The sequence below is a fragment of the Variovorax sp. P1_H12_2 genome, from assembly GCF_056405335.1.
The window spans coordinates 1-11,562 of sequence record NZ_JBFUCI010000186.1; the positions used below are offsets into that span (position 1 = coordinate 1).

At 67.0% G+C, this 11,562-nt stretch carries 12 protein-coding genes; 7 read left to right on the top strand and 5 right to left on the bottom strand.

Features of this window, described 5'->3' with window-relative positions:
- The 5 genes from AC1D2K_RS18820 to AC1D2K_RS18840 all read left to right on the top strand — a co-directional run.
- On the top strand, positions 1 to 229 hold a 229-nt coding region (locus tag AC1D2K_RS18820; RefSeq protein WP_478090352.1), incomplete at its 5' end, for an ABC transporter permease subunit.
- 10 nt (positions 230 to 239) lie between these two features.
- Positions 240 to 1,271: an ABC transporter ATP-binding protein gene (locus AC1D2K_RS18825; RefSeq protein WP_478090353.1), complete on the top strand. Its 1,032-nt coding sequence runs from the start codon at positions 240 to 242 to the stop codon at positions 1,269 to 1,271.
- Positions 1,268 to 2,251, top strand: coding sequence for an ABC transporter ATP-binding protein (locus tag AC1D2K_RS18830; protein ID WP_478090354.1), 984 nt, complete (start codon positions 1,268 to 1,270; stop codon positions 2,249 to 2,251). The genes AC1D2K_RS18825 and AC1D2K_RS18830 overlap by 4 nt, the downstream gene beginning before the upstream one ends.
- 13 nt (positions 2,252 to 2,264) lie before the next feature.
- Complete coding sequence (locus AC1D2K_RS18835) at positions 2,265 to 3,731, top strand: N-acyl-D-amino-acid deacylase family protein (protein ID WP_478090355.1); 1,467 nt, start codon at positions 2,265 to 2,267, stop codon at positions 3,729 to 3,731.
- Positions 3,728 to 4,093 carry a RidA family protein gene (locus AC1D2K_RS18840; protein WP_478090356.1) on the top strand — a complete coding sequence of 122 codons (366 nt, stop codon included), beginning with the start codon at positions 3,728 to 3,730 and terminating at the stop codon, positions 4,091 to 4,093. The genes AC1D2K_RS18835 and AC1D2K_RS18840 overlap by 4 nt, the downstream gene beginning before the upstream one ends.
- 10 nt (positions 4,094 to 4,103) lie before the next feature.
- On the opposite strand, the gene AC1D2K_RS18845 is transcribed toward AC1D2K_RS18840, so the two are convergent.
- Positions 4,104 to 5,564, bottom strand: a complete 1,461-nt coding sequence (locus tag AC1D2K_RS18845) for a metal-dependent hydrolase family protein (protein ID WP_478090357.1) — start codon at positions 5,562 to 5,564, stop codon at positions 4,104 to 4,106.
- 265 nt (positions 5,565 to 5,829) lie between these two features.
- Here AC1D2K_RS18845 and AC1D2K_RS18850 point away from each other — a divergent pair, with 265 nt between their 5' ends.
- Positions 5,830 to 6,705: a LysR family transcriptional regulator gene (locus AC1D2K_RS18850; protein WP_478090358.1), complete on the top strand. Its 876-nt coding sequence runs from the start codon at positions 5,830 to 5,832 to the stop codon at positions 6,703 to 6,705.
- Between the two features lie 16 nt (positions 6,706 to 6,721).
- Here AC1D2K_RS18850 and AC1D2K_RS18855 read toward each other — a convergent pair whose 3' ends face one another.
- From AC1D2K_RS18855 to AC1D2K_RS18870, 4 genes are read right to left on the bottom strand one after another with little or no spacing between them, the layout of a single operon-like run.
- Positions 6,722 to 7,693, bottom strand: a complete 972-nt coding sequence (locus AC1D2K_RS18855) for a tripartite tricarboxylate transporter substrate binding protein (protein WP_478090359.1) — start codon at positions 7,691 to 7,693, stop codon at positions 6,722 to 6,724.
- 41 nt (positions 7,694 to 7,734) lie between these two features.
- Positions 7,735 to 8,559, bottom strand: coding sequence for an amidohydrolase family protein (locus AC1D2K_RS18860; RefSeq protein WP_478090360.1), 825 nt, complete (start codon positions 8,557 to 8,559; stop codon positions 7,735 to 7,737).
- Complete coding sequence (locus AC1D2K_RS18865; RefSeq protein WP_478090361.1) at positions 8,552 to 9,421, bottom strand: isocitrate lyase/PEP mutase family protein; 870 nt, start codon at positions 9,419 to 9,421, stop codon at positions 8,552 to 8,554. The genes AC1D2K_RS18860 and AC1D2K_RS18865 overlap by 8 nt, the downstream gene beginning before the upstream one ends.
- A complete protein-coding gene (locus AC1D2K_RS18870; protein WP_478090362.1) occupies positions 9,421 to 10,395 on the bottom strand; it encodes a Bug family tripartite tricarboxylate transporter substrate binding protein in 975 nt (324 codons plus the stop codon). The genes AC1D2K_RS18865 and AC1D2K_RS18870 overlap by 1 nt, the downstream gene beginning before the upstream one ends.
- A 198-nt stretch (positions 10,396 to 10,593) precedes the next feature.
- Between AC1D2K_RS18870 and AC1D2K_RS18875 the strand changes: the two genes are divergently transcribed.
- Positions 10,594 to 11,562 (top strand): hypothetical protein (locus AC1D2K_RS18875; protein ID WP_478090363.1); only part of this gene is annotated, 969 nt, incomplete at its 3' end.

Below are 11,562 nucleotides of genomic sequence, written 5' to 3' on the forward strand. Positions count from 1 at the left end.
CGCCGCCGCGGTGCTGACCGAGGCGGCGCTGTCCTTCCTCGGCGTCGGCGTGCCTGCGCAGACACCCAGCTGGGGCAACATGATGGCCGAGGGCCGCAACTTCGTGGCGGTGGCGTTCCACATCATCCTGTACCCGGGCCTGCTGCTGGCGGCCACGGTGCTGGCCATCAACCTGCTCGGCGACGGCCTGCGCGATGCGCTCGACCCGCGCCTGGCACGGCAACTGTGAGCGAAGCGCCATGACGATCCCGATGTCCCATACCGCGCTCGCCCCCGGCGAGCCGCTGCTCGAAGTCGACGACCTGCGCACCCACTTCCACACGCTGGCGGGCGTGGTGCGCTCGGTCGATGGCGTTTCCTACACCGTGCGAGCGGGCCGCACGCTCGGCGTGGTCGGCGAATCGGGCTGCGGCAAGAGCGTGACCGCGCTGTCGATCCTGCGGCTGGTGCCGACGCCGCCCGGGCGCCACATGGGCGCCGTTCGGCTGCGCGGCACCGACCTGATGCAGCTCAGCGAGCGCGAGATGCGGCAGATCCGCGGCAACCGCATCTCGATGATCTTCCAGGAGCCGATGACCTCGCTGAACCCGGTGCTCACCGTGGGCCGGCAGATCGCCGAGACGGTGCAACTGCACCAGAGGGCCAGCCGCTCCGATGCGATGAAGCGCGCGGTCGAGATGCTGCGCCTGGTGCAGATCCCCGAGCCCGAGCGGCGCGTGAACGAGTACCCGCACCAACTCTCGGGCGGCATGCGCCAGCGCGTCATGATCGCGCTGGCCCTGGCCTGCAACCCCGAGGTGCTGATCGCCGACGAGCCGACGACGGCGCTGGACGTGACGATCCAGGCGCAGATCCTCGATCTCATCAAGCGGCTTCAGAAGGAGCTGGGCATGGGCGTGGTGATGATCACGCACGACCTCGGCGTGGTGGCCGAGAGCTGCGACCGCGTGGTCGTGATGTATGCTGGCAGGAAGGTCGAGGAAGCCGACGTGATCGACCTGTTCGACCGGCCGCTGCATCCCTACACGCGCGCGCTGATGGCCTCGATGCCCGGATTGAATACCGCGAGCACGCGGCTCACCGAGATCCCGGGGCTGGTGCCGGCCGCGCACGAGCTGGGACGCGGCTGCGCCTTCGCGGCGCGCTGCGGCCATGCGCGCGAGCGCTGCCGCGTGGAGACGCCGCGGCTGGTGCGGCAGGGCGGCGACCATGTGGTGGCCTGCTTTGCCGTCGAGGAACAATGGGCCGATGCGGCCGGAGTGATGGCATGACGACCGCGGCCCCGCTGCTCGAGGTGCGCGATCTGCGCAAGCACTACATCTCTCCCAAGCGCTGGCTGCGGCCCGCGAAGCCGGCGATCCAGGCGGTCGACGGCGTGTCGTTTTCGGTCGCGCGCGGTGAGACGCTCTCGCTGGTCGGCGAATCCGGCTGCGGCAAGACGACCGCGGCCAAGTCGGTGCTGCGGCTGGTCGAGCCCAGCGCAGGCTCGGTGCGGCTCGACGGCGAGGAGCTGCTGACGCTCCCGGCGAACGAGATGCGCCTGCGCCGTCGCCAGCTGCAGATCATCTTCCAGGACCCGTATGCCTCGCTGAACCCGCGCCTGACGGCCGGCGACATCGTGGCCGAGCCACTGCGCAACTTCGGCACCGACGACGCGGCCGAGCGGCGCGAGCGCGTGCAGTGGCTGTTCTCGCGCGTCGGCCTGCGGCCCGAGGCGGCGAAGAAGTTTCCGCACGAGTTCTCGGGCGGCCAGCGGCAGCGGCTGGGCATTGCGCGCGCGCTGGCGCTGAACCCGAAGCTGATCGTCTGCGACGAACCGGTGTCGGCGCTGGACGTGTCGGTGCAGGCGCAGGTGGTGAACCTGCTGATGGATCTGCAGGCCGAGCTGGGCATCGCCTACCTGTTCGTCGCGCACGACCTCGCGGTGGTGCGCCACATCAGCCATCGCGTGGCGGTGATGTACCTCGGCCACATCGTGGAGATCGCGGACCGCGACACGCTGTTCTCGACGCCGCTGCACCCCTACACCGAGATCCTGCTGTCGGCCGTTCCCGTGCCGAACCCGCGCACGCCGGCGCGCCGCATCCTGCTGCAAGGCGATCCGCCGAGCCCCGCCAATCCGCCTTCGGGGTGCCGCTTTCACACGCGCTGCCCGATGGCGCAGGCCGTGTGCAAGGAGAAGACGCCCGAGCTGACCGAGCGGCCCTCGTCGTCCAACGGCGGCCACTGGGTGGCCTGCCACTTTCGTTGAAGAAGGAATCCACATGTCCGATGCTCCGACCCACTACGACCTCCTGATTCGCGGCGGCACCGTGATCGACGGCACCAAGGCGCCGCGTTTCGATGCCGACATCGGCATCCTGAAAGGCCGCATCGCCGCCATCGGCCAGCTCGCGGGCCATACGGCCGACCAGACGCTCGACGCCACGGGCCGCATCGTCGCGCCCGGCTTCATCGACTCGCACACGCACGACGACCAGGCCGTGCTGTCGCAGGCGCAGATGCCCTTCAAGGTGTCGCAGGGCGTGACCACGGTGATCGCGGGCAACTGCGGCATCAGCGCGGCGCCGCTGCGCCCGGACATGGACCTGCCGATGCCGTTGAGCCTGCTCGACTCCCCGGCCGAAGGCCGCTTCACGACCTTCGCGGCCTACCTCGACGCACTGCGCGCCACGCCCTCGTCGGTGAACGTGGCGGCGATGGTCGGCCATTCGACCTTGCGCGCCGTGGTCATGTCCGACCTCGACCGGCCCGCGAACGATACGGAGATCGCAGCCATGCAGGCGCTGGTCGAGGAAGCCATGCAGGCCGGCGCGATCGGCCTGTCGACCGGCACCTTCTACCCGCCCGCCGTGAAGGCCACGACCGAGGAGATCATCGAGGTCGGCCGCCCGCTCACGGCGCGCAAGGCGCTCTACGTGACCCACATGCGCGACGAAAGCGACCGCGTGATGGAGTCGCTCGAAGAGACCTTCCACATCGGCCGCGCGCTCGACATCCCGGTGGTGGTGTCGCACCACAAGGTGCAGAACGTGCAGAACTTCGGCAAGACCAAAGTCACGCTGCCCTTCATCAAGGAAGCGATGCAGCACCAGTGCATCGGGCTCGACTGCTACCCGTACACGGCCGGCTCCACCATGATCCGCACCGACCGCGGGATGATGGAAGGCCGCGTGCTGATCGCCTCGAGCGTGCCGCATCCCGAGTGCGCGGGCCGCGACCTGAAGGACATCGCGGCCGAATGGGGCGTGTCGGGCGAGGATGCGGCACGGCGGCTCCAGCCCGGCAGCGCGATCTATTTCATGATGGACGAGGACGACGTGGAGCGCGTCCTCGCGTTCGACGAGACCATGATCGGCTCGGACGGCATCCCGCTCGGCGAGAAGCCGCATCCGCGGCTGTGGGGCACCTTCCCGCGTGTGCTGGGCCACTACAGCCGCGACATCGGCCTGTTCCCGCTGGAGACGGCGGTGTGGAAGATGACCGGGCTCACGGCCCGCAACTTCGGGCTGCACGAGCGCGGCACGCTGAAGCCGGGCCACCACGCCGATGTGGTGATCTTCAACCCCGCGACGGTGCGCGACAGCGCGACCTACGAAACGCCGACGCGGCCGGCCGAAGGCATCGACGCGGTGATCGTGAATGGCGCCGTCACCTGGCAGCACGGCGTGCACAGCGGGGCACGCAACGGGCAGGTGATCGTGCGCAAGGACCACAAGGAAACCACATGAGCATCGAACGCTACCCGACTCCCCTGCCTGTTCCGTTCTCGAAGGCCGTGCGCGCAGGTGGTTTTCTGTTTCTCTCGGGCGTGCTCGCGATGGATGCGCAGGCCAACATCGTCGAGGGCGGCATCCAGGCCCAGACGAAGGCCGTGCTGGAACGCGTGGCCCTCACGCTCGGCGAATGCGGCGCGCGCATGAGCGACGTGGTGCGCGTCACCGTGTGGCTTGCGGACCTGGGCGAGTTCGCCGCATTCAACGAAGAATACGCGAAGCATTTCGCGGGTGCCCTGCCCACGCGCTCGACCGTGCAGGCCGAGCTCTACAAGGGAGCGCGCGTCGAAATCGAAGTGCAGGCCTGGGTGGGCTGAGGCGCGCCCGCTATGCCTTCAGCGTGTTCTTGTGGATCCTGCCGTCCTTCATGACGATCAGAAGGCTGCTGTCGGGATTCGCAAGCAGCGCGATGTTCTCGACGGGATTGCCGTCGACGAGCAGCAGATCCGCATACGCGCCTTCCTCGATGACGCCCAGTTTTCCAGGATAGGGATTGCGCGGCCCTGAAAGACGCAGCAGTTCCGCATTGGTGGATGTGGCCATGGTGAGGATCTCGCTGTTCGAGTACCACTTCGTCAGATGTGTCAGCATCGTGCCCTGGCGGGTCGCCAGCGCCGGGGAGAACAGCATGTCCGAGCCCCACGCGGTCTTGATCTTGTGCTTCCTGGCGAGCCTGTAGGCGTTGTCGGTTCCCGCGAACACCTGGAGCGCCGCCACCCGGTTCGGGCCGCCCAGAGGGCCCGTGTCTTCGTCCGACAGGAACGGCTGGATGCTCAGCCAGACGCCCTTGTCGGCCATCATCTTCGCGGTCGTCTCGTCCATCAGATGCGCGTGCTCGACGCAGCGGGCGCCTGCCGTGATGGCGCGTTGCACGGTCGTTGGCGCATAGGCATGCACCGTGGCATAGGTATTCCAGTCTCTCGCTGCCTCCACGCCTGCCCGCAACTCCGCCTCCGACAGCGTCGTCAGATCCAGGGGACTGCGCGGCGAAGAGACGCCGCCGCCGCCCACGAGCTTGATCTGCGATGCGCCCTGCGTCAGTTGCTCGCGCACACGCAGCCGGATCTCGTCCGGGCTGTCGACGATGGCCGCGGCGCCAGTCTGCTCCGTGAAGCTCAGGGTGCCCGGGTTTCGCGGCACGTCGGACAAGGGGCGCAGGTCGCCGTGTCCACCGGTGCCGGTGATCATTGCGCCGGAAGGGTAGATGCGCGGGCCCGGCGTCAGGCCCTGGTCGATCGCCTGCTTGAATGCGAACGCCGGACCCCCCAGGTCACGCACGGTCGTGAAACCCCTGAGCAGTGTGCGTTGGGCTTCCCCGCTGGCCGCGACGTGGATGTAGCCGATGTTGCCTTGCAGCAGCACCTGGAGCGGCAAGGCTGCAAACATCGAATGCCAATGGGCATCGATCATTCCGGGCATGACAACCCGGCCGCCGCAGTTGATCGTCTGAGCGCCCGCCGGCGCGGCCGGCGCGCCGCTGCCCACCGATTTGATCCGGTCCCCCTCGACCACGAGGTGCAAGCCGTCGCGCAGCGTCGCGCCCTTGCCATCGAAGAGCCGGAAATTGGTGAGCAGGATCGGCCTCGCCGGCGTCGCTGGCGCGGGCTGTGCGATGGCACCGAAAGGAAGCCCCAGCGCCGCGACCGAGGCGGCCATGCCGGCGACGAAGCCGCGCCTCGACAGGTCCGCGTTGATCAGTCGGGTCAGCCTCCCGACCTCGGGCCGATGACAAAGGCAGATGGCACGGCTCACTTGCGAGCCGTCCGCCATGGTTTCGCAGGCGTACATAAATGACCTCCAGACCTCGACAGTCTGCCGTCATCCGCGCCGAATGCAAAGGCGATCGAGTTTACCGGCCCGGTGCGACCTGAAGCCGCAGGCTTGGCGCGTAGGGCGAGGTCCTGACAACGCTCGGTTCGTCGGACAGCGGACACCGGCGAGCGGCGGGTTGTGTTCATTGGCGCACGAGCGTCTGCAGCCGTGGCGCTCGCTGCTCGATGCCGCCACAATCGCTGCACCGTCATGCTGAACAGCGACTCTTTGGAATCAGGTCATGGACACTCGCCAGATGCGTTGCATCGTCGCCGTCGCGGATGCCGGCAGCCTGACCCGGGCTGCCGAGCGGTTGGGCCAGGCACAGCCAGCACTGACGCAGACGCTCAATCGCATCGAGCAGGAGCTGGGCGTCAAGCTCTTCGAGCGGACGCGGCGCGGCGCCCTGTTGACGGACGCAGGGCATGCCGTCGTTGAAGACTTGCGTGCCAGCCTGGCCCATGGCGATGCGGCCGCTGACCGGGCTCGCGCGATCGCACAGGGACGGGGCGGCAGGCTGATCGTCGGATTCGTGACGCACGCCGTCTACAAGGTGCTTCCGCATGCGCTCGATCGTTTGCGTCGTGAATACCCCCAGGTGGCGGTGGTACTGCGGGAGATGAGCAACGCCGAACAGGTGGTGGCGCTCGAKAACGGGACGATCGACGTCGCGCTGCTCCACCCCCCGGTCTCGCTGGCGGTCAAGTTGCACGAGCGTCAGCTTGGGCACGACAAGCTCATCGCGGTGGTGCCTGCGACCTATGCCCTCGCCAAGGACGGCACTGTCTCGCTGGCCGACGTTGCCGCACAGGGGTTGGTCTGGTTTCCGGAATCGCAGATGCCCGCATTGCGCGCCGAATTGCTGGGTGTGTTCCGCCGCCACGGCCACGACACCAGGGTGGTGCAAGACGCCAACCGAACGCTCACCGTGCTGGCTTGCGTCGCCGCCGGCCTGGGATGGTCCCTGCTGCCGGAGTCGGTACGGGCGCTTGGGCACGAGGGCGTGCGTTACGCCACCGTTCGCGACGGCGACGAACTTCCGCGCTTCGATCTCAGTGCACTGTGGCGGGCGCGCTCTCGCCCCACCTTGGCAGACGTGTTCGCGGACATGCTCTAGGGCCTGTTCACAGGCCCTAGTCGAGACGGATGTTGTTTTCCTTGGCAACGCGCGTCCACTTGGCCATTTCCGCTCTTCGGAAGGTGTCCAGCTCCGCAGGCGTCGATCCGATGGTTTCTGCCCCCAGCGCCACCAGACGGGCATTGACGTCCGGCTCCTTGATGACGGCGGCGAGGGCCTTCGACACCTTGTCGATGATCGGCGCGGGCGTGCCGGCCGGCGCGAACACGGCATTCCACTCGTACATCTCGTAGCCCGGCAATCCGGACTCCGCAATCGTCGGCACATTCGGCAGCACGGCCGACCGGCTCTTGCCCGCCACGGCGACCGCACGCAGCTTCTCGCTCTTGATGTACGGCAGCGAGGAGCCCAGACTGGCAAAGAACACCGGAACCTGCCCCGCCATCACATCGGTGAGCGCGGGTCCGCCCCCCTTGTAGGCGACATGCGTCATGCGGGTCTTGGCCATCGAATCGAACAGCTCGGCGGCCTGGTGCGGTGACGAGCCGTTGCCCGACGACGCGTAGTTGACTTCGCCAGGCCTGGCCTTGGCGCGCGCGATCAGGTCCGACACCGTGTGCACCGGGTACGCGGGATTCACCAGCAGCACGTTGGGCACCTTGACCAGCAACGACACCGGCGCGAAAGCACCCAGGGTGTCGAACGGCATCTTGCTATGCAGTGCGGGGTTCTGCGCGTGATTCGACGCGTCAAGCATGAGCGTGTATCCATCCGGAGCGCTCTTCGCTGCAAGATCCCCGCCGATCATGCCGCCAGCGCCACCGCGATTGTCGATGACGACGGGCTGACCGAGCCGCATGGCCAGCGGGGGCGCGATGATGCGCGCGACCGCATCCACGGTACCGCCCGGCGGGTAGGTCACGATCAATTTGATCGGCCTGGCGGGATAGTCCTGCGCCGCAGCCCAGCCGCCGGTGCAGAGCGTTGCGCAAACCATCAGCGCGCGGCCAAGAACTGAAAAAGTCATGTTGTCTCTCGATTGTGATTCTGGGGCTGACGGCTGGATCTTCAGCTGAAGCGAAAAAGCTCTGCGGGCGTGTCGACAAGGATGCGCCTGCGTGCCTCCGGATCAGGAATCCATGTGTCGAGCGCCCGCCGGGCCGACGCAAAACTGGCCCGATCCCGATGCTGCGTGTTGGGCCAGTCGCTTCCCCAGACCAGGCGTTCAGGTCCGAAATGCGCAAGCAGGGCAGCCGCTGCCGCGGTGGCCTGCGCCCCCTCCTCTTGATCCCAGCTTCGATAGGCGGCCGCAAGCTTGACCCACACGCGCCCCGTCGCGGCCTGGGCCAGCAGCCATTCGAATCCGCCGTCGCTTCCTTCGACATTGGCATTCGGCCTCCCGAAGTGGTCAACGACGACCTTGCAACCCGCGAGCAGCAGCGGCTCGACGCACGGCCTGAGATCAACCGCCTCCCGATGCACTTCCACGTGCCAGTCAAGCGCATGGAGTCTTGCAAGAAAACCGGACCAGCGCTCGCCGCGCAGATCGGGGATGGGAAGCCCGACGAGGTTCAGCCGGACGCCACGGACACCCAGGACGTCCAGTTCGTGGAGTTGCTGCGCGCTCGACGATGGATCGAGCATGACCACGCCGCGCAAACGGATTGGTTCGCGCCGCAACGCGTCGAGCAGGAACGAATTGTCGGTTCCGAGGAAGCTCGGCTGCACCAGAACGCCGTGCGACACGCCGTGCCTGTCGAGGAGGGACAGGTAGTCGGCGAGCGTTGCGTCGTACGCCGGGGCGTGGCGCCGGCGCGGCGCCAGCGGCAGGCCGTGCACGAACACATGCGCATGACTGTCGACAGCGGTGCGCGTGGCGGAAGATTCAAGCATAGCGTCGCTCGAGCGCATCGAAGTCATTCTTGCGAACCAGCGCCTGGCGTTCGGCAAAGGTGGCAACCAGTCCGCTCGATTCCTCGAGTTTCCCGACGCTGTGCAAGGTCTGGAGCGCCTGCGTCATCCCTCGCACGGCGCCCTGCAGGGCGGCGTTGGCGTACAGCACCAGGCCGAAACCCATGGCGGCGAACTCGGCCGCCGTGAGCGTGGGAGTCTTGCCGCCGATCACCACGTTGACCACTTGCGGGCAGGGAATCTCCGTCGGGATGCGCCGCAGGGCCTCCAGTGATTCGGGCGCTTCGACGAAGGTGATGTCTGCGCCAGCCTCCGCATAGGCGACGGCCCGCGAGATGGCTTCATCGATGCCTTCCACGCCGGCCGCGTCCGTCCGTGCAATGACCAGAAAGTCGGGGTGCCGCCGCGCATCGACCGCGGCCTTGACCTTGCCCACCATCTCCTGCTGCGTGATGATGGATTTGCCCTCGAAGTGACCGCACTTCTTCGGCATCGCCTGGTCTTCGAGCTGGATCGCGTTGGCCCCGGCGCGCTCCAGGGTGCGCACGGCATGGCGTACGTTCAGGGCGTTGCCGAAACCTGTATCGGCGTCCACGACGATGGGCAGTGCCACTGCGTCGCGGATCGCGGCGGTGTGCTGGGCAATGTCAGTCAAGCCGACAAAGCCGAGATCGGGCATGCCGTAGAAGGTGTTGGTCAGGCCGGCACCGCTCAAGTACACGGCTTCGAAGCCGAGATGCTCGATCACCCGGGCCGCCAGTGCGTTGGCCGCGCCGGGAACCATCAAGCCGCGGCGCGCATTGACAAGCTGTCGCAACCGGGTACCTGGATGGATCTCGCTCATCATTCGTCCCGCATGCCGGTCGCCTTGACGACCGCGCCAAGACGACTGCGCTCTTCGTCGACGAACTTGACGAAGGCGGCGCGTGTACCGCCGATCGGCTCGATACCGACTTTCTTGAGTCGATCGATGACTTCAGGCGTCTTCATTGCCTTGTCCACGGCATCACTCATCTTGTCGAGAATCGCGGCTGGCGTTCCGGCTGGCGCGTGGATACCTGCCCAGTGCGCGATGCGTATGTCGCCGAAGCCTTGCTCGGTGGCCGTCGAGAGTTGCGGATAGGCAGAGATGCGCGTAGTCCACGTGTCGGCCAGGGCCTTGAGCTTCCCGCTGGTGATGTAGGGCAGCGCGACGATGCTGGCTTCGGAGGTCGCCTCGACCTGCTTGCCGATCACCGCGGTGATCGACTCCGAGCCGCTCTTGTAGGGAACGACATCCAGCTTTGCGCCGTACTTGGTCTGCAGGATGCCGGCCACGAAGTGAGGCGTGCTCCCGGTGCCGGCAGTTGCCCAATGGAAGCCCTGGCCCGTGCGCGAAGCAGCGATGAACTCCTTGAGATCCTTGTAGGGGGCATCCGCGGCCACGAGCACCACCGAGGGCGCCAGGCCGATCATGACGACCGGCGTCAGGTCGCCGTCCTTGTACGGCAGGTTCTTCTTGATCATGCTGTTCGAGATCACGCCCGCGGCGCTCACCAGGAATGTGTAGCCGTCGGGCGCCGACTTGGCAGCGATGTCGGCGCCGAGGCTGGTGGCGCCGCCGGGTTTGTTCTCGACGATGACGGGTTGCCCCAGCGCCTTGGATGCGCCTTCCGCTGCCACCCGTGCCATCAGATCATTGGCGCCTCCGGCCGAAAAAGGCACGATCAGCCGTATCGGCTTGACCGGCCAGGCGGGCGGGGTCTGTGCGAATGCGCAGTGGCTGGTGGCGGCGATGGCCAGTCCGCACCAGAAGCCCATGCGAAGCGTCGTTGTCATGGTGGAGGTCTCCGTCAGATTTGTTGCTCAGGGAAGGACCAGTATCGGCAGGTACACCCCATCTTCGGAACCACCACTTCTGTTCAATTTCGATAAGCCGTCCTTATGACGATGCGACGCGGGCATCCGTGCATTCTTGCGTGGCCGGGCATCCGCAGCGCCGACTTCCTCTACACTTGGTTCGTGCCCGCGAACCCAATGAAACAGTCCGCCGCCGAGCGTCCCGACCCGACGACCCAACGCAAGGCCGCCATCGCCCGTGGCGCCGCCATTGACCACACGGGCAAGGTCCTGGTCGAGCCGATCCCGGACTTCGACCTCGATCGCACCATCTTMAAGACCCTCGAGGGCAATGCCGCCCGCTTCGTGATGACCACCCGGGTGGGCAAGGAGGCCCACTGGGACGCCGCTGCCGCCCAGGCAGTGCAGGCCGAGTACGCGGCCGCCCGCGCGGCGCACCCGCTCCCCGAGGTGAGCCCGGAGCTGATGCAGTTCCTGGTGAGCGAGTGCGACTTCGATGTGGAGCACGCCGACGGCTCGTTCCTCGACCACCTGTACTTCTGCTTCGAGTACAGCGTGCAGCACTACCCCCGGCAGTCCCCCCTGGTGATGCTGCTGCACTCGATCCTTGGAACTGGCACCAACACCTTTGCGATGCCGGCCGACAAGATCCCGGCGCTCCGCGAGTTGATGACACACTCGGAGTGGACGCAGACCGAGGCCTTTCCCTCCGTGCTGCGGCTGCTCTTCGCCGGCCCACTGCGCCGGGAGCTCCGGAGAAACGTCCACCGCGCCGATGCGATCGCCTCGATCACATTTCACCGGGTGATCGACAACCAGCCGATCACGATGAGCGGCGAGGATCTCTGGATCGCGCTGAACTACCAGCTCATCCACCTGGTGGACTTCCTCCCGGTGGCGAACTGGTCGGCGCACCAGAACGACACCTCGTTCATCCTGTTCCGCGATCTTTACGACCTGCTCGAGGGGGCCGGCAAGCGAGAGGCGATCGTGGGCTACACGCCAACCTCACGCCCTCGCAAGCTGGAGGGCGAGCCGCTGGGCGCAGGCGCCTGGCTCACGACGCTGATCCCGGTGAGTGTCAGCGAACGGGTGGCGGCCAAGTCGGTCGCCCGCTTCTCGGAGCGCATTGGGCACACCCTCGAC